Annotated in this window: 21 protein-coding genes and 1 pseudogene; 17 read left to right on the top strand and 5 right to left on the bottom strand. The window is 65.8% G+C overall.

Annotation, left to right across the window (positions count from 1 at the left end):
* Positions 1-29: 29 nt before the first annotated feature.
* On the bottom strand, positions 30-170 hold the full coding sequence (locus U5S82_01810; GenBank protein MDZ7750403.1) for a hypothetical protein: 141 nt from the start codon (positions 168-170) through the stop codon (positions 30-32).
* Positions 171-516: 346 nt separating this feature from the next.
* On the opposite strand from U5S82_01810, the gene U5S82_01805 reads away from it, so the two are divergent.
* Together U5S82_01805 and U5S82_01800 are read left to right on the top strand one after the other, a co-directional pair.
* The gene (locus tag U5S82_01805) at positions 517-1206 is read left to right on the top strand and encodes a DNA methylase (GenBank protein MDZ7750402.1); all 690 of its coding nucleotides are present in this window, start codon (positions 517-519) and stop codon (positions 1204-1206) included.
* Between the two features lie 56 nt (positions 1207-1262).
* Positions 1263-2662: pseudogene (locus U5S82_01800) on the top strand (transposase).
* Between the two features lie 14 nt (positions 2663-2676).
* On the opposite strand, the gene U5S82_01795 reads toward U5S82_01800, so the two are convergent.
* The 3 genes from U5S82_01795 to U5S82_01785 all read right to left on the bottom strand — a co-directional run bounded on the left by U5S82_01795 (position 2677) and on the right by U5S82_01785 (position 5794).
* A complete protein-coding gene (locus U5S82_01795; GenBank protein ID MDZ7750401.1) occupies positions 2677-3114 on the bottom strand; it encodes a hypothetical protein in 438 nt (145 codons plus the stop codon).
* A 50-nt stretch (positions 3115-3164) separates the two neighbouring features.
* Positions 3165-3536: a hypothetical protein gene (locus U5S82_01790; GenBank protein ID MDZ7750400.1), complete on the bottom strand. Its 372-nt coding sequence runs from the start codon at positions 3534-3536 to the stop codon at positions 3165-3167.
* A 254-nt stretch (positions 3537-3790) separates the two neighbouring features.
* Positions 3791-5794 carry an N-6 DNA methylase gene (locus U5S82_01785; protein ID MDZ7750399.1) on the bottom strand — a complete coding sequence of 668 codons (2004 nt, stop codon included), beginning with the start codon at positions 5792-5794 and terminating at the stop codon, positions 3791-3793.
* A 472-nt stretch (positions 5795-6266) separates the two neighbouring features.
* Here U5S82_01785 and U5S82_01780 point away from each other — a divergent pair, with 472 nt between their 5' ends.
* The 11 genes from U5S82_01780 to U5S82_01730 all read left to right on the top strand — a co-directional run bounded on the left by U5S82_01780 (position 6267) and on the right by U5S82_01730 (position 16337).
* The gene (locus tag U5S82_01780) at positions 6267-6776 is read left to right on the top strand and encodes a DUF3305 domain-containing protein (GenBank protein MDZ7750398.1); all 510 of its coding nucleotides are present in this window, start codon (positions 6267-6269) and stop codon (positions 6774-6776) included.
* The gene (locus U5S82_01775; GenBank protein ID MDZ7750397.1) at positions 6757-7356 is read left to right on the top strand and encodes a DUF3306 domain-containing protein; all 600 of its coding nucleotides are present in this window, start codon (positions 6757-6759) and stop codon (positions 7354-7356) included. Before U5S82_01780 ends, U5S82_01775 begins: the two co-directional genes overlap by 20 nt.
* Complete coding sequence (locus U5S82_01770; protein ID MDZ7750396.1) at positions 7343-9028, top strand: 4Fe-4S binding protein; 1686 nt, start codon at positions 7343-7345, stop codon at positions 9026-9028. The genes U5S82_01775 and U5S82_01770 overlap by 14 nt, the downstream gene beginning before the upstream one ends.
* A 207-nt stretch (positions 9029-9235) precedes the next feature.
* Positions 9236-9868 carry a molecular chaperone TorD family protein gene (locus U5S82_01765; GenBank protein ID MDZ7750395.1) on the top strand — a complete coding sequence of 211 codons (633 nt, stop codon included), beginning with the start codon at positions 9236-9238 and terminating at the stop codon, positions 9866-9868.
* Between the two features lie 36 nt (positions 9869-9904).
* Positions 9905-10123 (top strand): formate dehydrogenase, encoded by a 219-nt coding sequence (locus U5S82_01760; protein ID MDZ7750394.1) that lies wholly within the window; start codon positions 9905-9907, stop codon positions 10121-10123.
* Between the two features lie 45 nt (positions 10124-10168).
* Positions 10169-13072: a formate dehydrogenase subunit alpha gene (locus tag U5S82_01755; GenBank protein ID MDZ7750393.1), complete on the top strand. Its 2904-nt coding sequence runs from the start codon at positions 10169-10171 to the stop codon at positions 13070-13072.
* Positions 13073-13085: 13 nt separating this feature from the next.
* Entirely contained in the window at positions 13086-13676 is a 591-nt protein-coding gene (fdh3B, locus tag U5S82_01750; protein ID MDZ7750392.1) for a formate dehydrogenase FDH3 subunit beta, read from the top strand.
* A 127-nt stretch (positions 13677-13803) separates the two neighbouring features.
* Positions 13804-14001: a hypothetical protein gene (locus U5S82_01745; protein ID MDZ7750391.1), complete on the top strand. Its 198-nt coding sequence runs from the start codon at positions 13804-13806 to the stop codon at positions 13999-14001.
* A 57-nt stretch (positions 14002-14058) separates the two neighbouring features.
* Positions 14059-14271 carry a hypothetical protein gene (locus U5S82_01740; protein ID MDZ7750390.1) on the top strand — a complete coding sequence of 71 codons (213 nt, stop codon included), beginning with the start codon at positions 14059-14061 and terminating at the stop codon, positions 14269-14271.
* Between the two features lie 35 nt (positions 14272-14306).
* Positions 14307-15383: a formate dehydrogenase subunit gamma gene (locus tag U5S82_01735; protein MDZ7750389.1), complete on the top strand. Its 1077-nt coding sequence runs from the start codon at positions 14307-14309 to the stop codon at positions 15381-15383.
* Between the two features lie 174 nt (positions 15384-15557).
* Complete coding sequence (locus U5S82_01730; GenBank protein ID MDZ7750388.1) at positions 15558-16337, top strand: ankyrin repeat domain-containing protein; 780 nt, start codon at positions 15558-15560, stop codon at positions 16335-16337.
* Positions 16338-16663: 326 nt separating this feature from the next.
* On the opposite strand, the gene U5S82_01725 is transcribed toward U5S82_01730, so the two are convergent.
* Positions 16664-17389 carry a (2Fe-2S)-binding protein gene (locus U5S82_01725; protein ID MDZ7750387.1) on the bottom strand — a complete coding sequence of 242 codons (726 nt, stop codon included), beginning with the start codon at positions 17387-17389 and terminating at the stop codon, positions 16664-16666.
* A gap of 374 nt (positions 17390-17763) precedes the next feature.
* Here U5S82_01725 and U5S82_01720 point away from each other — a divergent pair, with 374 nt between their 5' ends.
* The 4 genes from U5S82_01720 to U5S82_01705 are packed head-to-tail and all read left to right on the top strand — an operon-like array spanning position 17764 to position 23669.
* The gene (locus tag U5S82_01720; protein ID MDZ7750386.1) at positions 17764-19443 is read left to right on the top strand and encodes a proton-conducting transporter membrane subunit; all 1680 of its coding nucleotides are present in this window, start codon (positions 17764-17766) and stop codon (positions 19441-19443) included.
* Between the two features lies 1 nt (position 19444).
* Complete coding sequence (locus U5S82_01715; protein MDZ7750385.1) at positions 19445-20203, top strand: hypothetical protein; 759 nt, start codon at positions 19445-19447, stop codon at positions 20201-20203.
* Entirely contained in the window at positions 20200-23325 is a 3126-nt protein-coding gene (locus U5S82_01710) for a DUF2309 domain-containing protein (GenBank protein MDZ7750384.1), read from the top strand. The genes U5S82_01715 and U5S82_01710 overlap by 4 nt, the downstream gene beginning before the upstream one ends.
* Complete coding sequence (locus U5S82_01705; GenBank protein MDZ7750383.1) at positions 23322-23669, top strand: P-II family nitrogen regulator; 348 nt, start codon at positions 23322-23324, stop codon at positions 23667-23669. Before U5S82_01710 ends, U5S82_01705 begins: the two co-directional genes overlap by 4 nt.
* The last annotated feature ends 279 nt before the right edge of the window (positions 23670-23948 follow it).

Here is a 23948-nt window from a genome sequence, read left to right as displayed (position 1 = left end):
CCTGCTCAAGAGTCCCGAGTTCTCGGCGGTTATTGCTCCCCGTACTGACCCTCGAGCTCGTCGAGCCAGTCTTCGGTGAGCGCATCGAGTTCGTCTAGTTGTTCCCGGGAGTAATCTTCCGGGGCGTAGTGCTCGAGCCAGGAGATCAGGGAAGCTCGTAATACGCTCACGAGGGAAGTCCGGATACGCCTTCTGTATGCATTCGATGGACTGATCGAAGCTGAGGCGTTGGGCCTCGGGCCAGATGATCTCGCGTCGTCCGGGATCGAGCTGCACGTCGTCCATGAGCGCCCAGAGAGCGTCTGAAACTTCGATGGAGCGTTGGCCCTGGGACGAGCCCATGTAGTCGAGTAGCCCGCCGGCGAAGGGATGCTTCTCACTCATGTCGATAGCATAACACTGGCGGACGTTCGATCATCAGGTACGCAAGGCGCTGCCGCCGAGTCATCGATGTCGTTTGACACCCTAGCTGAATGAAGCTAGTCTGCTGGTCGTCACGGACACGGATCGGCAGCGATGGGCAGCTACTTCGGATCGAAGGCGACGTCGGGTTTGTGCCAGGCGATCATCGCCCTGATGCCGCCCCACGACACCTACATCGAGAGCCACCTCGGCGGCGGGGCGATCATGCAACGCAAGCCGCCGGCGCTCGTCAACATCGGCATCGACCGCAATCGGCGAGCACTCGCGAAGTTCGAATGCCCCTATCCGGTCGAGCTGGTGCATGGTTGCGCGCACCGATTCCTGGCCGAGTATGCGTATCGGGGGCGAGAGCTCATCTACTGCGACCCGCCCTATCTGCAGCCGACCCGCCGCGGCGAGCGCCGATACCGTTTCGACTACGAAGAGCACGACCACGTGGCGTTGCTCGAGCTGCTCAAGTGCCTGCCCTGTCACGTGATCCTCTCCGGCTACCCCTCGGCGCTCTACGACGAGCGGCTGGCCGGGTGGCGCAGCCTCGAGCTTCAGGTGATGAACCAGGCGGGCGTCGTCACCGAGAAGCTGTGGTTCAACTTCAGCGTCGAGCGCCTGCACTGGGCGCGCTATGCGGGCAAGAACTTCACGGACCGCCAACGCATCAAGCGCAAGGCGGTGAGCTGGGCCCGCCGCTACGAGGCCATGCCGCCCGCCGAGCGCCTGGCGGTGCTCTCGGCCGTGATGGCCGTGGAAGTCCAGGAGCCCGAGCCCGGCACGCCTTCTCCATAACCGGCCCCGCGCGGTGGGCCAAATCACCGTTTCATTCACTTCATGGGAGGTGGACGATGTCGCTATGGGAGTCCTGGTGGAAGCAATCTGGCTGCTGCGTCCGGCGTTCTCGCGCCTGCGCACCTTCCTGTGGTTCGCCACCGCCGTGGCCGGTCTCACCGTGCGAGGCGATCTTTTAGGCGTGACCAGCCTCGTGCGGGCGCTCGCCCTCAAGCCCCGCTTCTACGACAACCTGCTGGATTCGTTCCACAGCCGCGCCATCAAGCTCGAGCGGCTCGCGGCGCTGTGGACCCAGGCCGTGCTGCGGCTCTTTCCCGCGCCGCTGCTCGTCAACGGCCGCCGCGTCATGGTCGGGGACGGGATCAAAGTCCCCAAGCGCGGCAAGAAGATGCCCGCCGTGAAGCTATTGCATCAGCAGTCCGACGCCAACACCAAGCCCGAATACATCATGGGACACTCCCTTCAGGCGGTGAGCCTGCTGGTTGAGGCCGACCAAAGCGTCTTCGCTGTCCCCCTCGCCGTGCGCATCCACGAGGGCCTCGTCTTCTCCAATCGCGACCGGCGCACCCTGCTCGACAAGATGCTCGCCCTGATTCAGACCGTGGCGATCACGGAACCCTTCTACTACGTTGCCGATGCCTACTACGCCGCCGGCAAGATGGTTCGCGGCCTCATCGCCGAGGGCAACCATCTCGTCACCCGCGTCCGATCCAATGCCGTCGCTTACACCCCCTATCACCAGCGCGGCCCGAGGAAAAGAGGCCGGCCGAGACGCTACGGGAAGAAGCTCAAGCTCAGGTCACTGCTGAACGACACGAACGACTTCCAATCCGCGCCAAGCCCCGTCTACGGCGAGGACAACGTCACGATTCGGTACCAGGTCCGAGACCTGCTCTGGCGGCCCGCCGGACAGCTCGTGCGCTTCGTCGCCGTCATCCACCCGACCAGAGGCTCTTCCCTGCTGATGTGCACCGACGTCGCCCTGGACGCCGTCGAGATCATTCGCCTCTACGGCCTGCGCTTCAAGATCGAGCACAGCTTCAAGCAGGCCGTCCGACAGATCGGCACCTTCGCCTATCACTTCTGGATGCAGGACATGAAGCCGCTCAAACGCCGCAAGGGCAATCAATACCTGCACCGGGAAACGCGCAGGTATCGCGAGAACGTCAAACGCAAGATCCACGCCTACCACGTCTTCATGCAGGCCGGCGTCGTCGCTCAAGGCTTGCTTCAGTATCTGTCGGTGGTTTTCCCGCAGCTCATCTGGAAATCCTTCGGCTCGTGGCTGCGGACGATCCGACCCGGGTATTCCCCGTCGGAACTCGTCGTCACTCATGCGCTACGCAACACGCTGCCGGAATTTCTCTTGAGTTCCGCCAAAACCCATTCCCTGGCAAAATTCATCACCGAACGGCAGGACACTGAAAGAATCAGCATGTTCCGACTCGCGTCCTGACGAGAAGTCGGGACTCACGAGATACCTGGTACAGCCGCCCCAATGCCTCGGCTTTCGATGTATTCGACGCCTGCCTTTGAGGCGACGTAGTAGTAGACGAATTTGCTATTCGCAAACGATGGGTTGGTACGGAGCTTTAGTTGCTTATTTGAAATCACATACTCGCCGAATGGACCATCTCGAGGAATGCGACCAACTTGGCCAATAGTTCCCCAACAAGTAAACACGAGGTCGCCAGGCCGGACTAGACAGTTCTTGTATTTATCTCTTGCCCGTTCTTCAGATACATACACGAACTCATCAGCAACAAACTCAACCAAATTGGTTGTAAGATTGTTTCCGCGTATTACCGGTATACCTTGCTTGACAAAAAACTTGCGACTGATACTTGATCCAAACGGACCAGCGCGGCAGGCATCGAGATCTGGAGACTTGATTTCGTCAAGGGTCACTGGCCTCCAGCCCGGAGGGATCTTTCGACGGCCACCAAGCGGTTTCGTGGTCATACCCCCAACTTCTCAAAATTCCGTTTAATCGTCGCGGCCAGCTTAACGGCCTCGGCATTGAGGTCTTCCAGCTCCACGTGGATTTCGCGCAGGGTCTCTTCGAAGTCGAAGTCCTCGTCTACTTCCTCGGGAGCGACGCCGACGTAGCGGCCGGGGGTGAGGCTCCAGTCGTTGGCTTCGATTTCTTTGATGTCCACCAACTTGACCAGGCCTTCCACGTCGCGCAGTTGGCCTTGGGGGAAGCGGTCGGTGAGCCAGTGGGCCTGTTTCCAGAAGTAGCGGACCTTTTTCAGTTGCTCGACGGCGATGCCGCGGGCTTCGTCGGCGGCCTTGCGGGCGCGGGTGAGGTCGCGGGTTGTTGCCCTCACCCCTGGCCCCTCTCCCGGGGGGAGAGGGGAAGATGACACTTCGTCGATGAGGCGGGTGGCGAGTTTGTAGACGAGGTCGGTCTGTTTGATGAGGTCGCGGCTGGCCTCGGCGAGAGGCTCGAACGTGGCGGTGAGTTTGACCAGAGCGGCGTTGGTGTCGGGAGCCTTTTTCCAGTTCTTGACGGCTTCGTTCGCGCTTTTGCGGAACTCGTCGACGTCCTGCTGGAACTGTTGGGTTTCCTGGTCTAGCTCTTTTACAACTTCCGATAGACCACCCTCACCCTGGCCTCTGCCTGAGTGGGGAAGCGAATGATCTTTCGGAAGGGTGTTTTCAAATATGGCGCGAGGGCTTGGCGCAGGGCATCTAATGCGTCGCTGAAGTCCGCCAGGGGGTGGAAGGTGTGGCCCAGGTCGTCTTCGACTTTGAAACAGGCGATGGCTTCGTCGGCGACATTACCCAGGTATTGCGACAGCAGTTGCAGGTAGCGGTTGGTCGCGCCCCGGTAGAGCCAGACGATGGCTTGCAGGTTTTGCTGCTGCTCGGGGGAGAAGTCATAGATTTTCCGGGTGACTTTTCGGTAGATGTTTCTGGCATCAAGCATGAGCACATGGCCCTTGCGGTTTAGTGGGCTAGAAAATCTACCCTCACCTAAATCCTCTCCCAAAGGGAGAGGACTTTCTCCGATAGCACTGATCTGCTTGGCCAGATTGCCTAGCGTTGCTTCGGTATCGTTAAGCAATGCGGCGTTTTCTATACGCACAACGCGAATGCCTTGTGATTTCAGATAGGCATCACTCTTTGCGTCTTTTTTCTTGCGTTTGTCATGAACAGGGCCATCGATCTCGATGGCGATACCGGCTTCGTGGCAATAGAAGTCGAGGATGTAGTCACCTGCCTGATGCTGTCTGCGAAACTTGAGCCCAAGGAATTGACGGTTACGAACAAGTTCCCAGAACAGCTCTTCCGCCGGAGTCTGTTTTTTGCGGAGCTCACGCGCTCGCTCCACCAGTCCGCTGAAATCATGGCCACCCCGATACTGCCTTGTTTTTCCCCCTTCTGCCTCTGGGAGAAGGGCCGGGGATGAGGGTTGATCGGGCTTGCCCCGATCAATGAACCACAGCTCGCAGGGCACGGTGCGGGTGTAGAAGAAGTTGGAGCGGATGGCGATCATGAGGTCCACGTCGCCGGTCTCCACCAGTTTCTGTCGCACCTTGGCCTCGCCGCCGCCGGCACTGGAGGCCTGGGAGGACATGACGAAGCCGGCGCGGCCTTTGTCGTTCAGGTAGCTGTAGAAGTAGCTGATCCAGACGTAGTTGCCGTTGCTGACCTTTTCCTTTTTGTTGACGCCGGGCAGGCCGAAGGGCAGGCGCGGGTCGGACTTGACCTTGTCGGCGTCGATCTCGTCGACGTTGAAGGGCGGATTGGCCATGACGTAGTCGGCCTTGCCCACCAGTTCGTGGGGGTCTTCGTAGTAGGTGATGGCCTTCTGGATGTCGCCTTCGAGGCCGTGCACGGCGAGGTTCATCTTGGCCAGGCGGATGGTGGTGGCGTTTTTCTCCAGGCCGCGGAAGGTAAGCTTTTCGGTGGGGCTGTCGCCGTGTTCCTCGACGATGCGCGCGCTCTGCACGAACATGCCGCCGGAGCCGCAGGCCGGGTCCAGCACGGTGCCCCTGGCCGGGTTGAGGACGTGGGCGATGAGGGAGACGAGGGATATGGGGGTGAAGAACTCGCCGCCGTCGTGGGCACCCTGGTCGGCGAACTGGGTGAGGAAGTATTCGTAGATGCGGCCGAAGACATCGCCCGAAACCCGGTTCAGCTCCTCGGGGTTGAGGGTGCGCAGCAACTGGCCGAGCACCTGGTTGTCCAGCTCCTGGTATTCGCCTTTGGGCAGGGTGCCGCGCAGGTTCTCGTAATCCGCCTCGATGGACTCCATGGCCTCGATGATGGCGCGGGCGCGGTCGGCGCTGTCGGGCAGGGCCACCAGAGAATCGAACCGGGCCGCGGGCCTGAGATAAATGGCGCTTCGCTGGGAGAAGTCCTCCTTGGTCAGGGCACGGGTCTTGCCGCCGCGGCTGGGCAGATGGGGTTCGATCTGTTCCTTTACCATCAGATAACGGCTGTAGGCGTGGCGCAGGAACACCAGGCCCATCACCGGCAGGAAGTATTCGTTGCTGGCGTAGTTGGAGTTGGCGCGCAGGTTGTCGGCGGCGCTCCACAGGCGTTTTTCGATGGCTTCGATGTGTTCGAGTTGTGCCACGTTTTACTCCGTATCCCGCGTTGATTTCATTGTGCCGGAAATAGCTCCGGGAACTCCTCCCGTCGCCGGTCCTCCGTCGGGCGTCGCCGCTGGCCTTGGGTCGCTCTTCCGTACCCGGCACTATTCTCCGGCACTATTCTATAGAGTCACGCGCGGTGGGTGGCCCCGGGTTTGGGCGCTGGCGCGGGGAGGCGTGGGTGGGGCGAGGCGGGTGGGTATGGGGGAACATCCTTCAATAAAAGGGGGGGGGTGGCGACATAGGGCCGTTGGATGGATAGGGCAAGAGGGTGGGGCAGGTAGGGGAAAGGGGGCGCGTCATTTTGTCCCATAACGTGGGGCATCGGTACGAAATGTCCCAGAAATTGCGTTCCCGGGTTCCGTTCTGCGGGCGTGGTTCCGTGGTTGGTGGGTTGGTGTGCCTATTGCATTATTAATCTATATTTAATCTTTCGGGCTTCAGGAAGGAGGTTCCATGGCTGAGGAGACCATAACGGACCGGGACGCCATCCCGGTGGCGGTGATCATGAGCCGGCGCATGGCGACTCACCGCGGCTGGAGCTACCCCGACTGGCAACTGGTGGGGGTGGTGGCCGGGGCTATCGCTGATACCGAGCAGGGGCGGCAGCAGGTGCACGTCGAGGACGGGATGGAGCAGTTCGTGTGGCCCGGGTTCATGTTGAGCTTTTTCAAAGACAGTGCCGAGAGCTATTGGTACAACCTCGTGGGTCGCAACCCGTCCCTGTTCGTGGTGTGCCGGGAGAACGAAGCCGGCGAGCTGGAGCCCTGCGCGGTGTCCGCGGACCATGACGAGGCGGGCGCCCACATGGAGGCGGACGACACCGTGTTCTCCACTCCCATGCCACCGGAGATCCATCAGCGCCTCGAGCGTTATGTGATGGACCACTACAAGCCCGAGCCGCCCCGCAAGCGGCGCCGTGAAGACTGGAAGAAGGAGGCCGCCGGTGCGCCACCCGCAAGATGACAGCGGTGTCGCCCACGACGGGACGGAGGGCCAGCCCTTCCTGCGACGCTGGTCGCGGCGCAAGCGCGGCCTGGAGCAGGAGCCGGAGCCGGTGGAGGAGACCGCCGGGGCTGACGCCGCTCCGCCCGCCGGTGAGCCGGCGCCGGTTCTCACGGACGCGGAGATGCCCGATCTGTCCACCATCGACGATCACAGCGACCTGAGCCCTTTCTTCTCCTCGGGCGTCAGCGAGGATCTGCGTCAGGCGGCCCTCAAGCGGCTGTTCCGCGGACCCAAGTTCAACATCCGCGACGGGCTGGATGACTACGACGAGGACTACCGCAACTTCGAGGCCCTGGGGGATATCGTGACCACGGAGATGCGGCGCCAGCAGGAGCGTCTGGAGGCGCGGCTGCGGGAGGCCGAGGCCAGGGCGGAGGTGGTGGCTGAGGCGCCGGAGGATACGGCCGGGCCGTCCGGCGATGGGCCGGTGTCCCCCGCGGCACCTGCCCATGCCGGCCTTTCCGACACGGTCGGGACCGCGGCCGCGGATGAAGACGCAACGGATGGAAACATAGGAGACGGCCATGCGCGTGGTTGAGGAAGCGGGTGGCCACGGTGGCCTGTCCACGGCCACCGCGAATGGCAAGGCCCGGGCCGCTGCCCTGGCCGCGGTAGCTGGGGCCGAGGCGCTGGACATCGAGATGGTCACCTACACCTCGGCGGGGCGGGTGCTCATCATCGGTCCCCAGGATGTGGCGGTGGCCACGGCGCGGCGCCTCGCCGGGGCCGTGGAGTGCACGGTGCTTGCCGACACCAGCGCCGGGGGGCGCCCGGCGGGCAATGGTGTCAGCGTCATCCCCGGGCGGCCGCAACGGCTGGAGGGTCACCTCGGCCGCTTCAGCGTGACCGTGATGGACGGGGAACGGGAGGTGGACCTCGCCACCCTGGCGGGCCCTGCCGGCGGGTACTTCGACGTGGTGCTGGACCTCGCCACGCCGCCCAGCCTTCGGCGCGAGGTGCCGCCCCCCGGTTATTTCGCCCCCGAAGATGATGAGAAGCGCCTGGAGGCCGCCTTGGCCGCGATCCCCGACCTGGCGGGGGAGTTCGACAAGCCCCGTTTTTTCTCGTACGACGCCGCCATCTGCGCCCACGGCCGCAGCGGTATCCAGGCCTGCACCCGCTGCATCGATGCCTGCCCCACCGAGGCCATCACCTCCCTGGGGGAGCGGATCGAGGTGGACCCCTTCCTGTGTCAGGGTGGCGGCAGCTGCGCCACTGCCTGCCCCACGGGGGCCATCCGCTATGCCTTTCCGCGTCCCGTAGAACTCATCGGCGCCCTGCGCCGGCTGCTGGGCGCCTACCACGAGGCCGGCGGCGGCCAGGCCTGCGTGCTGTTCCACGACACCAGTGCGGGGGCGGAGCTGGTGGCCCGCCACGCCGCCGCCCTGCCGGGCCGGGTGCTGCCGGTGGCGGTGGAGGAGGTGGGGTCCGTGGGCATGGATGCCTGGCTCGCCATCCTGGCCTATGGGGCGTGCCACGTGCGCCTGTTGATCCCCGCCAGCGTGCCGGCCTCGGTGGCCCGGGAGTTGGCCCATCAGCTCGGCATCGCCCGGGAGATGCTGGAGGGCATGGGGCACGCCGGCGGGCGCATCGCCATGGTGGCGGGGGACGACATGCCGTTGGCGCTGCAGGGACTGGATGATCTGGATCCGCCGCCGGCGGCCCGCTTCGCCGCCTTCGACGAGAAACGCACCACCGTGCGCCTGGCCATGGATCATCTGTGGGCGCATGCCCCCGCGCCCCGTCCCTCGACGGAGCTGTCCGCGGGCGCGCCATTCGGCCAGGTAACGGTGGATGAACAGCGCTGCACCCTGTGCATGGCCTGTGTCTCCGTGTGTCCCGCCGGCGCCTTGCTTGCGGGCGGCGAGAGTCCCCAGCTGCGTTTCCTGGAAGACAACTGTGTGCAGTGCGGCCTGTGCGTGGGGGCCTGTCCGGAAGATTGCGTAACGACGTCGCCCCGTTACCTCTACGAGGCCACGCGCCGTCGCGAGACCCGGGTGCTTTACGAGGAAGAGCCCTTCCGCTGTGTCGGCTGCGGCAAGCCCTTCGCCACCCGGCGCATGATGGACCGCATGCTCGCCAAGCTGAGCGATCACTGGATGTTCCAGACCCCCGAGAGCCGGCGTCGCCTGCAGATGTGCGAGGACTGCCGGGTGCGGGACTTCTACGCCTCCGGGCCCTCGGAGACGCGGACTGGGGACCGTCCCTAGACCCATGCTGAATGCTTCGGGATGTTCCTTGAAGGACATTTTGTCCGCCATGCCGGGCCGTTGGGTCAGGCCGGCGGATGGCAGGGGCCCGCGGGACGGATCGGTCCTCGTTGCTCCGGCAATTCGTCCGTATTTACCGTTTCTTTTCCAAACACCTTGGCGTGGGGCTTGCTAATAATGAAAGAAACCTCTGGACGATCATCATCCATGCAACCCGATACTATCGCCCGACAGGAAGCCATCGCCCCCCCCGCGCCCATGGCCGGTATGCTGGAGGAGGATCTGTTGCGGGCCGGTACCTACGCCCTGCTGGGGACTCTGCTGGCGGCGCCGCCGGACGCGGGGGTGCTGGAACGCCTGCGGGGCATCGAGGCGAGCGCCGCGGAGGGCGACGGCCTGGCCGCGAGCTGGCAGTTGCTGCAACAGGCCGGCACCAATGCGTGGCCCAGGGAACTCGAGGACGAGTACCACGACCTCTTCATCGGCATCGGCCGCGGCGAGTTGGTGCCCTACGCGTCCTGGTACCTCACCGGGTTCCTGATGGAGCGCCCTCTGGCCCAGTTGCGTCAGGACCTGGCCCGTTACGGCATCGAGGCCCGCCCCGGCGTCAGCGAGCCCGAGGACCACGTCGCGGCGCTGTGCGAGTCGATGGCGGTGATGATCGAGCGGGGGGACGACGGCGTCCAGCAGGCGTGGTTCGATACCCACCTCGCCCCCTGGATGGAACGGTTTTTCCGGGACCTCCAGCAGGCCCAGAGCGCGCGCTTCTACCGCGCCGTGGGGTTGCTGGGAGAGCAGTTCATGCAGTTCGAGAGGCAATACCTCGCCCTGCCCGAGTGAGGCAAGGCCGCGACCCATTCACACGAGGAGGCAGCAATGACCACACCAGCAGATCCCAAGGGTCATGACCGCCGCATGTTCCTGCGCGGCGTGGCCGGTGCCGGCGCCACCACCACGGTACTGGTGATGACGGGCAGTGCCGTGGCGGGCGGTGGCGAGGCCCCCGAGACCGCTCAGGGCGCAGAGCAGGGCGCGTCCCAGGGCTACCACGTGACGTCCCACATCGAGACCTACTACGACAAGGCGCAGTTCTGAGATGACTGCATCGGCCAGACAATTTTCGTCATCTGGAGGCGAGACATGAAGCTGATCAAGAAGCGCAATACGGCTGCGGTGGACAGCGGCACCAGCATCGGCCTGGGGTTCAAGGGCGAGGCGGTGAGTCGGCGCACCTTCATGCAGCGCTCCGGGCTGGCCGTGGGCGGTAGCGCCATCGCCGGCATGGTGCCCTTCTCCATGCTGCGGGCGGAAGAAGGCAAGAGCATCTCGCCCAAGGCCGGGGTCGCGACCGAGATCCGCCGCAGCGTCTGTACCCATTGCTCGGTGGGTTGCGGCGTCATGGCCGAGGTGCAGAACGGTGTGTGGACCGGTCAGGAGCCCGACTTCGAGTCGCCCATCAACCTCGGGGCCCACTGCGCCAAGGGGGCGGCGTTGCGGGAGCACGGCCACGGCGAGAAGCGCCTCAAGTACCCCATGAAGCTCGCCGGCGGCAAGTGGCAGCGCATCTCCTGGGACCAGGCCATGGACGAGATCGGCGACAAGATCCTGCAGATCCGCGAGGAATCCGGCCCCGACGCCCTGTGGATGGCCGGTTCGTCCAAGGCGAGTAACGAGGGCTCTTACCTGCAGCGCAAGTTCGCCGCCTTCTGGGGCTCCAACAACATCGACCACCAGGCCCGGATCTGTCATTCCACCACCGTCGCAGGTGTCGCCAACACCTGGGGCTACGGGGCCATGACCAACTCCTACAACGACATGCATAACGCCAAGGCCATGTTGTTCGTGGGCTCCAATGCCGCCGAGGCCCACCCCGTGGCCATGCAGCACATCCTGCGGGGCAAGGAGAACGGCGCCAAGATGATCGTCGTGGACCCGCGGTTCACCCGCACCGCGGCCCACGCCGACCAGTACATCCGCCTGCGGCCCGGCTCCGACGTACCCTTCATTCACGGCCTGCTGTGGCACATCTTCGAGAACGGCTGGGAGGACAAGGAGTACATCGCCCAGCGGGTCTACGGCCTGGACGACATCCGTGAGGAGGCGAAGAAGTTCGACCCCAAGACGGTGGAGGACCTGACGGGGGTGCCCGAGCAGGAGATGTACCAGTGCGCCAAGACCATGGCGGAGCACCGGCCCGGCACCATCGTCTGGTGCATGGGCGGCACCCAGCACCACATCGGCAACAACAACACCCGTGCCTACTGCATCCTGCAGCTGGCCCTCGGCAACATCGGGGTGTCCGGCGGCGGTGCCAACATCTTTCGCGGCCATGACAACGTGCAGGGCGCCACCGACGTGGGGCCCAACTGCCATACCCTGCCGGGCTATTACGGCCTTTCCGAGGGGGCCTGGAAGCACTGGGCCCGGGTGTGGGATGTGGACTACGAATGGCTGAAGGAGCGCTTCGACATGTCCCGCCAGTACGACGCCGGCGGCGGCAAGATGGCCTACACCATGAATATCCCGGGCATGCCAGTATCACGCTGGATCGACGGCATCCTGGAGGACAAGGACAACCTGTCTCAGAAGGACAACGTCAGGGCCGTCATCTTCCAGGGCCATGCGGTCAACAGCCAGAGCAGGGGTGTCGACATGAAGGCGGCCCTGGAGAGCCCGCGCCTGGACCTGGTGGTCATCTCCGACCCCTATCCCACTCACCTCGCGGTGATGAGCGAGCGCAAGGACGGGGTGTACCTGCTGCCTACCTGCACCCAGTTCGAGCAGGCCGGTTCGGTGACGGCGTCCAACCGTTCCCTGCAGTGGCGGGAGAAGGTGGTGGAGCCGCTGTTCGAATCCAAGACGGATGCCGAGGTGCTCTATCTGCTGGCCGAGAAGTTCGGTTTCGCCGATCAGATGTTCAAGCACATCAAGCTGGACGGCAAGATGCCCAACCCCGAGGACACCCTGCGGGAGATCAACCGCGGCACCTGGACCATCGGCTATACCGGCCAGAGCCCCGAGCGGCTCAAGATGCACATGGCCAACCGCCACACCTTCAACACCACCACCCTGCGGGCCGAGGGCGGCCCCGCGGACGGTGATTACTACGGCCTGCCCTGGCCCTGCTGGGGCAGCGCGGACATGAAGCATCCGGGTACTCCCATCCTCTACGACCCCAGCAAGCCGGTGGCCGAGGGCGGGCTGTGCTTCCGTGCCCGTTTCGGCGTGGAGCGCGACGGCGTGACCCTGCTGGCGGAGGGTTCCTATCCCCAGGGCTCCGAGATCAAGGACGGACACCCGGAGTTCACCGCCGACATGCTCAAGCAACTGGGCTGGTGGGATGACCTCACCGCCGCGGAGAAGGAGGCGGCGGAAGGACGCAACTGGAAGACGGATCTCTCCGGCGGCATCCAGCGGGTGGCCATCAAGCACGGCGCGGCACCCTTCGGCAATGCCAAGGCCCGCTGCGTGGTGTGGCAGTTCCCGGACCCGGTGCCCATCCACCGCGAGCCCCTGTATACGGCGCGTTACGACTTGGTGTCCAAATATCCCACCTATGAGGACCGCAAGGCCTTCTGGCGCCTGCCCACGCGCTACGCCTCGGTTCAGGCCAAGGACTACTCGGGGGACTACCCCCTGGTGTTCATCAGCGGCCGCTTGACGGAGTACGAAGGCGGCGGCGAGGAGACCCGTTCCAACCCCTGGCTGGCGGAACTCCAGCAGGACATGTTCGTGGAGATCAACCCGGCCGACGCCAACGACCGCAACCTGAGGGACGGCCAGTGGGTGTGGCTGGAAGGGCCCGAGGGCGGGCGCATCAAGGTCATGGCCATGGTGACGCCCCGGGTGGGCCGTGGTGTCATCTGGACGCCCTTCCACTTCGGTGGCTGGTTCCAGGGTGAGGACCTCGTGGATCGCTATCCCGAGGGCACGGCGCCCTATATGCGGGGCGAGGCCTGCAACACCGCCACCACCTACGGCTATGACTCGGTGACCCAGATGCAGGAGACCAAGGCAACCCTGTGTCAGATTACGTCAGCCTGAGAGGAGAGCAGCAATGGCCCGAATGAAATTTCTCTGTGACGCCGACCGCTGCATCGAGTGCAACGGCTGTGTGACCGCCTGCAAGAACGAGAACGAGGTCCCGTGGGGGGTCAACCGCCGGCGGGTGGTCACCCTGAACGACGGCGAGCCGGGGGAGAAGTCCATCTCCGTCGCCTGCATGCATTGCACCGACGCCCCCTGTGCGGCGGTGTGCCCGGTGGACTGCTTCTACACCACCACGGACGGTATCGTGCTCCACGACAAGGACCTGTGCATCGGCTGCGGCTACTGTTTCTACGCCTGTCCCTTCGGCGCGCCCCAGTATCCCCAGCAGGAGGCCTTCGGCGTGCGGGGCAAGATGGACAAGTGCACCTTCTGCGCGGGCGGCCCGCCGGCGGACAACTCGGACGAGGAGTTCGCCAAGTACGGGGCCAACCGCATCGCCGAGGGCAAGCTGCCGGCGTGCGCGGAGATGTGCGCCACCAAGGCCCTCATCGCCGGTGACGGCGATCTCATCGCGGACATCTATCGCAAGCGCGTGTTGAAGCGCGGCGGGCGCCCCGATACCTGGGGCTGGGATGCCGCTTACGGCGACAAGGTGTAGACATCCCCGGACGGGGCCCCGCCGGTGGTCCATGGCCGGCGGGAGCCCGTGAGGCGAGACAACGGACCCGCCGTCATGGTAACCGCGTCCAACGCGTCGAACATGGCTGGGCCGACGGGAGAAGACGATGAAGCGAATGCTGGTCATTTCACTGCTCGCCGGGCTGAGCGCAGGCCTCGCGGGTTGCTACGACGAGCCCGGGGTGACGGTCTACGAGCCCGGGGTATACAAGGGCGACCATGACCCCTTGCTGGACAAGATGGCCAGCGAGGATCATCAGGAGACCCTGCAGGCGCGTTTCCGCACCGTCCAGATGGACCGTTGAATAGTTTGGCGCCCCGTGGAGATATCCCGTGATGTCAAAGCCGAGGAGAGAGTGACCGTGACAGAGCCATACGCGCACCCAGCGATCAGAAGTCATGTGTTGCCCGCCATCCTGGCCCTCGCGGTCATGCCCGGGCTCGGTGCCTGCCAGTATGGCGAGGTGCAGGAGCCCTGGGTGGCCGAAGGCCAGTACGAGGAGGAACGCAGCCGCAGCGCCGAGACGGCGGAGCAGCTGCGCCACCGGGCCATGTATAACCAGATCGACCGCTGACCCTGCGGGGAAGCGGTAATCCAAGGAGTAGCCAGATGCCCCAGATGCTCAAGAACAGTAACTCAGGCCGGCCCCGCGCCGGCAGCGTCCGCAGGATGTGGCTGATGGTGGGGATGGCGCTGATGGCGCTGGTCCTGCCCCTGGGGCTCGGCCTCCTGCATGGCGCCGTGCCCGACGCCGAGGCGGCGTTCGAGGGTGACGCCAACCCGCGCTCCGACTACTGGCGAGCCGTGAGGGAGGGCAATCAGGGCTATACGGCGGTGAAGGGGCAGGAGACCAATGTCCTGATCCAGAATGGCGGCGAGAACTGGCGCCAGTTGCGTAACGGCCCCCTGGCCCTCTTCGGTGGCTGGCTGATGGCCGCCTCCCTGCTGATACTGGCCCTCTTCCACCTGGTGGGGGGACGGGCGAAGCTCGAGGAACGCACCGGCCGCAAGGTCATGCGATGGAGCGCCTGGGAGCGGGTCATGCACTGGTTCGTGGCCATCCTTTTCATCGTGCTGGCCATCACCGGGCTCAGCCTGCTCTACGGGCGCGCGGTGCTCATCCCGGTCATGGGCCCCGAGGCCTTCGCAGCCTATGCCCAGTTCGCCAAGGATTCCCATAACATACTGGCCCTTTTCTTCGTGGTGGGCCTGCTGGCCATGATCATCTCCTGGGCCCACGAGAACCTGCTGACCAAGGTGGACTGGGAGTGGTTCAAGGCCGGCGGCGGCTACCTGGGCAAGGGACACCCCCATGCCTACAAGGCCAACGCCGGCGAGAAGATGTGGTTCTGGATCCTCACCTTCGCCGGTATCGTGATGATGGCCTCCGGGGCCATCCTGCTGTTCCCCAATATGGGATGGGAACGTGGCACCATGCAGCTCTCCACCCTTATCCACGCCGCCTCCAGCATCCTGCTCATCGCCCTGTCCTTCGGCCATATCTATCTCGGCACCCTGGGCAACGAGGGTTCCCTCGAGGGCATGATCACGGGTGAGGTGGACGAAGGCTGGGCGAGGCAGCACCACGATCTGTGGTACGAGGAGGTCTACGGCAAGGGGGGGGCATCCCAGGGGGCCGCCGCCGACACCGGCGCGGCGCCCGGCGGGCAACCACGCACCGCCTGAACTCCCCCCAGGCGGCGTCTGGCCCGGCCTCCTTGCCGGGGCCGGACGCCCGTGGCCTTCTGCGGGCGCCGCGGTTTGTCCCCTGAACCACGGGCAAAGGCCGGTTTTGCCGATTTACCTGACTAGCTGCGCTCCTTATCCTTGCCCAATCTCCCGATTCCAATGAGGCCGTTCATGGCGATCTCTGCCCTTCGGAGCCGTCCTGCGGCGGGCCGTCTGTTTCTGCTGGCGGTGGCGTTGGCGGCACCCGGGGGCGCGGCCATGGAGGACCCGGCCACCGCCTGGCTGGAGGCCCTGCGCCAGCGGGACAGCGCATCCCTGGCGCGTCTCGCCGCCACCCCGGCGGCTCCCGTGGAGGCGGCGCTCCCGGATGGCACCACCGCCCTCATGGTGGTCGCCCGTCAGGGTCCTCCGAGGCTGATGGAGCGCCTCGTCACCCTGGGGGCGGACGTCTGCGCCGAGAACACCCGCGGTGGCACGGCCCTGATGTATGCCGCGGTGGCGGGGGACCCGGCGACCCTGGCGTGGCTGCTGGACCATGGTGCGCGGATCCGTGAGCGCGCCTCCAACGGCTGGTCGGCCCTGACCATCGCGGCCGCCAAGGGCCACGAGGCGGCCGTGCGGCTGTTGCTGGCGCGGGGCGCCGATCCCGACAAGGCGGATATCTATGGCGGAACGCCGTTGATCCGTGCGGTGGAGGGGGGTTACGGGGCCGCGGCCCGGATCCTGCTGGAGGAGGGGGGCGCGGCGGTGGATGCCGTAGACGAGCAGGGTGCCACGGCCCTGCACCATGCGGCGGCCAATGGCGACTCCGGGATCGTGGATCTGTTGTTGCGACACGGGGCCGATCCAGCCCGTCGTACCAGCCGGGGCCTCACCCCCGGCGATGTGGCGCGCCTGGGCGGCCGCGACGAGGTGGCCGCCGTGCTGGCACGGCGCGCGCCCCCCGGCTGAGGCACATATCGGGCTGAAGCCCGACCTACAGAATAGTCTGTAGGTCGGTTGCTCTCGGCAAGCGACATCCGCGCCCGCAAAGCGCCGGGTTTCCGTCGGCTGCCAAGAGCAGCCGACCTACGCCTCTGTCTTTTTCCCAGGGGAAATGGGAAAGGGGAAATGGGGAAAGATTACCCTCCGTGCGTCCGCTCTGCTGACGCCGAAACGGTGGATCCGCTGCGCCTTTTCAAACTGCCACTCCTCCCTGACCTTCTCTTTTTTCGCGTTATTTCGCGTCTTTCGCGGTTACGCTTTTTGTAGGTCGGGATTCATCCCGACATTCAGGCTCAGCCGCAGCGCATCTGGTTGTCGCTGAAGTCCGCCGCCGGGTGGACCCGGCTGCGTTCCCCCACGGGCTCCTGGTAACGGGGCCCATGGGTCAGCATGAGGCGCATGCCGAACTTGTCGAAGAAGCGCTCGAAGAGGGCGCCGCCCGCCGTGCCGGTGGCCGTCAGGCCGTCGCTATCCTCATCGTAGGCCAGGGTGACGGCGGCCAGGGGTTGGGGGGCCGGCCCCCCCAGCACCCGGGCGCCGCGCCGCGGGTCGAAGACGCTGCGCTCCGAACAGCAATAGATCAGCCCTGCACCCGTGCGTTTCTGTTCCGCCTTGTCCAGGAAACGCACCTGCTCGCTCCGATAGTTGATGAAACTCACCGAGGGCGCCGGGTGGCTCATGCGGTGGGAGCAGATGGCGGAGAAGGCCACGATGCTGCGCCGGGGTCCCACGCCCCCCGGACAGGTGTAGGCCGTGCCATCCTCGGTCCGCAGTTCCGCGGGATCCAGGGGCTCTCCCAGGTCGAGCAGGAAGCAGGGCGTGCTGACGTAGGGATAATGGAAGATATAGGCCTCTTCGGGCACCAGTTCGGCCGTCGGCAGGGCCCGTTCGCCGCGGCCCACCAGCCGGGCCGGCGGGCGGGGCTCGGGGGCGCCCAGGGCGGGCAGGGCCTGCATGGCGAGGGCGAGCCCACCTGCCTTGAGGAAGCACCGGCGATCGCCGGGACAGTCTTTAACCATGGGAGCCTGTCCTCCGCTCATATCGGTCCATGGTCGCCCATGGCGGTGTCGGTGTTCAACCACGGCCACGGCCGGCCGTCTCTGGGCCGGTCCGGGAACCCGGATGGGTGGAATCTCGAGCACCCGCCGTCTCGCCGGCCGGATCCATTGGCTTTAGGCAATCAATGCCATTCAAACTTTCGACTTATTGTAGATGGATCCCTTGCATAGACTGCGTCGATAACTATTTGCTGGCCCGCCCCCCGGCCCTGCCTTGATCTCGCCAGAAAAAGCTGGGACCAAAGATGTCCGGCGGGCGCCGACATCGTGAGGCGCCGCAGCGGGACGGGTCACGGCGTGCGCTTGTCGCCGCAAACGGGGGGTTGCCGGGGATTATGGAACGACTCGTGGTGTTGGTCGCGGTCCTGCCGCTGGTGTCCGCCCTCGTGATTCAGCTGCTCTCCCGCCGCCTCGGCGGGCGGGCGGGGGGCGTGAGTGTGGCCTTCACCATCGCCACCTTCCTCCTCGCCGCAGTGGTTCTCTGGCAGGCCGTGGTGGGCCGGCCGCCGGCCGCCACCGGCCTCGGTGGGAGCTGGGGCCTGCTGTTGTTCGACCCCCTCGGCAGCCTCATGGCCCTGGTCATCGCCGGCATCAGCCTCATCGTCCACGTCTACTCCCTACGCTACATGGCGGAGGAGCCGGGCTACGCGCGTTTCTTCGTGCTCCTGGACCTCATGACCGCCGCCCTGCTGGTCATGGTGGCCGCCGGCGACCTCATCACCCTGCTCATCGCCTGGCATCTCATCGGTGTGCTGCTCTACTTCCTGTTGGGCCAGGAGACCCGCAGCCCGTCGGCCTACCGCTATGGGCTGTGGACGCTGCTGACCTACCGCATCGGCGACCTGCCCCTGGTGGTGGCCGCCGGGCTGCTCTATCACGCCTACGGGACTTGGTCCCTGCCGGAGATCTTCGCGACCATGGCGACCCTGCCGGACGCCCACGATTTCCTCGGGCTGCCATTGCCGGAGGCCGTAGGGGCGCTGGTGGCCCTGGCGGCCTTCGCCCGCTCGGCCCAGTTCCTGCTCCACACCTGGCTGCCCTACTCCATGGACGGGCCCACACCGGTGTCGGCCCTGATGCATGCGGGGATCGTCAACGCGGGGGGCTTTCTCATCAATCGCTTCGCGCCCGTATACGTCCACACCGACGGCGTACTGCCGTGGATATTCATCGTCGGACTGGTGAGCGCGGTCATCGGTTCGATGCTCATGCTGACCCAGAACGACATCAAGAAGGCCCTCGGTTACTCCACCATGGGGCAGATGGGGTTCATGATCATGGAGTGCGGCATCGGCGCCTTCTCCCTGGCCATCTATCACCTCATCGCCCATGGCCTGTTCAAGGGCACCCTGTTTCTCGGGGCCGGCGGCATCATCCATGGGGCCCGCAGGGATGACGGGGTCCCCAAGGATGACCTCTACACTTTCGTCGTCGAACGGCGGCCGGCCCGCCAGCGCCAGCCCTGGTTGTTGATGGCGGCCATCACCCTGGCGGTACCCGTGACCATCCTGGTGGTGACCCACTGGCTGGTCGCGGAGGATTATTTCCAGAAGCAGGGTGCCATCATATTGTTGTTCTTCGGTTGGGTGACGGGGGCCCAACTCATCTTCGCCACCTACCGCATGGGCAGCCAGAACCCCTGGCGGCTGTTGGGCCTCGGCGTGTTCTCCTTCGCCGTGGTGGTGTTGGGTTACACCTTTATCAGCCACGCCTTCGACCTGTTCCTCTATCCGGACCCTGCGTTGCGGGCGCAGATCTACGATGCCGCGGACATCGCCCTGTTGCGCTTCGATGTCCTCGTGGCCCTGGTGACGGCGGTGATCGTCGTGGGCTGGCTGCTCACCTACTACTCGGAGCAGAACGGCAAACCTGGTCGCCGCTGGGCCAAACGCCTGTGGAACACGGCCTATGCCGTGATCTCTCGCGAGTTCTATGTGGCCGATGTCTACGGCCGGCTGACGGATGGGATCCTGTTCGCCGCCAGGCGGCTGAATGTCTGGTTGCGGTGGGCCTGAGATGAGCGTGCCCACATACCTTCTCGCAGGCCTGTTCCTGCCCCTGTTTCCCTTGAGTCTAGTGTTCAACGCCATGCTGCGTCGTGCGCCTTACCCGTGGCTGCGTATGGTGCTGTTGCTGGCCTGGCCCCAGATCGGTCTGATGCTGGTGCTGGCGGCTGCGGCGCCAGCACCCGCTTGGTTCATACCCTGGGCCCTGCTGACCTCGGGACTCTATGCCCTGCGTGCCCTGACCCTGGAGGACGTGGGCCTGTGGAGCGGTTTCCTGGCCACCTCCCTGTGGTCGCTACTGTGGCTGGTGGTGGCCGGAGATGGCTGGACCCTGCAGGCGGCGCTCCATGCTCTGGGTTTGAGCCTGCCCCTGGTGTTGCTCGCCCTTCTCGGTGCGGGCCTGGAGCGGCGCTTCGGTGCCGCCCGGGCGGGGCTCCCCGGTGGGCTGGCCCAATCCCTGCCCCGCTACGCCGGGGTGCTGGTGTTGGTGGTGCTCGCCGTCACGGCTACGCCCCTTTTTCCGCCCTTCTTCACCATGTTGGCCCTGGTCTTTGCCGCCGTCCCCGCGGTGCCCCTTACCGCCCTGGCCCTGGCCGGCATCTGGCTGCTGTGGACCTGGGCGGGCGCGCGCCTCCTGGCGGGACTGGTGGTGGGGCCGGCCGGTGGGGGTGGGGCGGCGGATCTGAGCCTGCCCGCCGCCTGGGCCTACGCTGCGGCCCTCGCGGGGCTGGCCGGTGCCGGTATCTATGGCGGGATGGCCCTGCTATGAGCCTGGTCCTGGGACAACGGCTGAGGGTGCGGGCCATGGCCTACGTGGCCGGCGAACCCATCCCCTTCTTCTGGCCCATGCGGGCCTTCATCCATCACAATCCGCTGCACGGTCTGGAACACCTGCCCTTCGGGGACGCGGTGGCCGAGGGCGCGCGCCTGTTCCATTGCCGGGGCTACCTGTCCCGCCGCCAGTACCAGGGCTGCCTGGCCGCCGGCAAGGTGGATCGAAGGCATCTGGAGGGGGCCGTGGACGCCTTCGTGGCGTCACGGCCGGCCATACCGGGGGTGGCCCTCGGGGATTGGCTCATGGCCCTGCTCACCGAAATCGACGGTCCCGTGGTGCCGGCCGGGGATTTCGCCGCGGCCGAAGACATCCATGCCGCCCTGGCGGGCCTGCCTTCCGGCACCACGGACGAGGTGGACCTTGCCGCCCTGGCCGTGCGCCTGAAGGATACCCTATTGCGGGACGAGCCCGTCTACGCCGCCGTGGATGGCCTGTACGGCACCGCCATCGGCGCGCAATTGGACCAACAGGTCATCAAGATCTGCCTCGAGTTCCTGGATGAGGGCCAATCGGTGCGGGCCATGCCGGGGCGCCAGCGCGGCCTCTTCGGCGCCTGGCGCGAGGCGGTCGGGCGCAACGGCTGGCTGTTTCCTCACGGGGCCCACGTCCGGCGTATCCTCGCCGCGGAATCCAGTCCCGAGGGCGTCATCATCCACGCCATGGAGGCCCTGGGGGTAGCCGAGGACCGCTGGACGGCCTATTTCACCCGCGAGCTGGCCCGCCTCCATGGCTGGGCGGGCTTCATCCGCTGGCGCTCCAGTGCCCGCCACTACCACTGGGGCCGGCTTTATCCCGCGGATCTGGTGGATCTGCTGGCGGTGCGTCTGACCCTGGGGCTGGCCCTCCTGAAGGCGCATGGGCGCCGGGGCCTGGCCATCACCGCACCCGCCATTCGCGAGTTCATCGAGACGCGCACCTCGGAGGCCTGCCTGCGCCACGAGTTCCACGGTCCCCGCCTGCTGCCTGCCCTGGCCCAGGGGGTGGAGGAGGCCCTGGCCCTGGGGGGCAGGGCGCGCATAGAACGGGTGTTCAAGCGGTACGTGGCGGCCAAGCGCCGGCACGAGGCAGAGCAACAGGCCGCCCGCCTGCGGGCCTTGGCGCTACGTGCCGGCGCGGTCTCGGGCCTCGAGGGCCTGTCTGCCGAGGCCCTGGGCCGCCTGCTGGAGGGGCTCAGGGACTTCGAGGAGCGGGAGGGCATGGTGTGGCTGGAGGCCATGGAGTCCCGGGCCATGGGCCACCTCATGGCGGGGGTGACCCTGGAACCCCCGCCGCCGCGGGACAAGCGCCCCTTCGCGCAGGCGCTGTTCTGCATCGATACCCGTTCCGAGCGCATCCGCCGTCACCTGGAGGGGGCCGGCGACTACCAGACCTTCGGCATCGCCGGCTTCTTCGGCGTGCCCATCAGCTTCATGGAATTGGGCAAGGGCAGCGAGACCCATCTGTGCCCGGTGCTGCTGACCCCCAGGAACCTGACCCTGGAGATGACTGTCGACGGCCCCCGGGACCCGGCGGCGGTGACCGCCCTGGAGAAGGTGCTTCACGAACTCAAGGAATCCGTCCTCAGCCCTTTCGTCACGGTGGAGGCCATCGGTCTGCTGTTCGGCTTCGACATGGTGGGCAAGACCCTGATGCCGCGGTCCTACAACCGCTGGCGCCGGCGGTTGCACGAGCATAAGCCGCCCACCCATCTGCTGATGGACAAGCTCGATCGCGACCAGGCCGATTCCATCGTGCGCACCGTCCAGCGCGCGGTGATCATCAAGGCGGTGGAGCAGGAACTGCGCCTCGCCACCGAGCGCATCACCGACGACCTGGTGCGCGAGTTGCGAGAGGCCGCCCTGGGCCGGCAGGCGGGGCGCTCGGCGCTGGTGCGGGAGCTGGGGCTGGACCCCGAGGCCGAGCAGGGCTTCATCCGGCGCCTGCGGCAGGTCTACCGCATCAATCCCGCCTTCGCCCGCCTGCAGCTCGAGCGCCTGGCGCGCATCGGCTTCAGCCTCGACGAGCAGGTGGGCTTCGTCAGCCAGGCCCTGCGTTCCATCGGCCTCACGCGGGACTTCTCCCGCTTCGTCCTGCTGGTGGGCCACGGCAGTACATCGGAGAACAACCCCTACGAGTCGGCGCTGGACTGCGGGGCCTGTGGCGGCAATCATGGCCTGGTGAACGCGCGGGTGCTGGCCCAGATGGCCAACAAACCGGAGGTACGGCGGCGCCTGGTCGCCCACGGGGTCCACATCAACGATGACGCCTGGTTCATCCCCGCCCTACACAATACCGCCACCGATGCCCTGGAGCTGTTCGACCTCGACCGCCTGCCTTCGACCCACGTGGTCTACCTGGACCGCCTGCGCAGCGGCCTCAGCGCCGCCTCCCGGCTGTGTGCCCAGGAGCGCATACCCACCCTGCAGTCCCCGTCCCGGGCCATGCGGCCACCGCCGGCAGCGGCCACCGCCGGCCGCGCCGCCGAGCGCAATGCCATGGACTGGTCCCAGGTGCGTCCCGAGTGGGGCTTGTCCCGTAATGCCTATTTCGTCATTGGTCGCCGGGACCTCACCCGGCGGCTGTCCCTGGAAGGCCGGGCCTTTCTCCATTCCTACGACTACCGGTTGGACCCCCGGCGCCGGCTGTTGGAGAACATTCTCACCGGGCCCCTGGTGGTGGGGCAGTGGATCAACATGGAGCACTATTTCTCCACCGTGGACGGCGGCTGTCTGGGCAGCGGCAGCAAGGTGTATCACAACGTCGCCGGACGCTTCGGCGTGATGCGGGGCAACCTCAGTGACTTGCTTACCGGGCTGCCGGCCCAGACGGTGCTGCACCAGGGGGAGCCCTACCACGAGCCTCTGCGCTTGATCACCCTCATGGAGGCGCCCCTGGAGCACGCCCGCCGGGCCGTCGAGGCCGTGGTGGCGGTGAAGCAGCTGGTGCGCAACGGCTGGATACGGGTGCTGGTCATCGATCCCGAGACGGAGGTGGTCTCCCTCTACGCCGACGGCCAGTGGCAGTGCCTGTCGACTCTCTTGGAACATCCCATCGCCGAGGAGGCCCAAGCATCATGAAGAATCTCCGATTCAGCCCCTTGAAGAAGCTCGAAATCATCCTGGGCGGAGAGCACCAGGGCTTTGCCACGGACCTGCTGGACCGCGCCGGCGTGAAGGGCTACACCATCGTCAACAACCTGTCGGGCAAGGGCAACCACGGCTTCCACGAAGGCCACCTCATGTTCAACGAGGATGATGTGCTGATCATGATCATCGCCGCCGTGCCCGAGTCCCTGGTGGCTCCCATCCTCGAAGGCTTCGCGCCCTTCTACAGCGAGCATTCCGGGGTGGTGTTCATCTCGGATATCCAGGTCACGCGGCTGGTGAAGTTCGGCGGCGCGAGCGAATCCGAGGAGAGCTGAGGGTCCTGGAAGGGGGCTTCCAACCCATAAACGGCAGGGTGGTCCACCCTTCAGGGCTGCCCGTTTCCTCTGGCGCCGCGGTTCTTGCAGCGAAGCTGGCGGATGACCCCGTCGATACCTACCCGCTCGATGCGGGGGCCCATACCGTGCGCTTATAGGGACGGGCGACGGTGATGTGACGCCCGGTGGTCATGGCGGAACCCCTGTGCTCCCATGGTCGTCGAGAGCCCCTCGGCGGATGGGGGAGACTCGGTCCTTGAGATTCCGCATGGCGCCCTG

It is taken from the genome of Gammaproteobacteria bacterium (assembly GCA_034522055.1).
Taxonomy (GTDB): domain Bacteria; phylum Pseudomonadota; class Gammaproteobacteria; order JAABTG01; family JAABTG01; genus JAABTG01.
The sequence above is the reverse complement of the archived record's forward strand: the minus strand, read 5'-3'. Positions and strand labels throughout refer to the sequence as shown.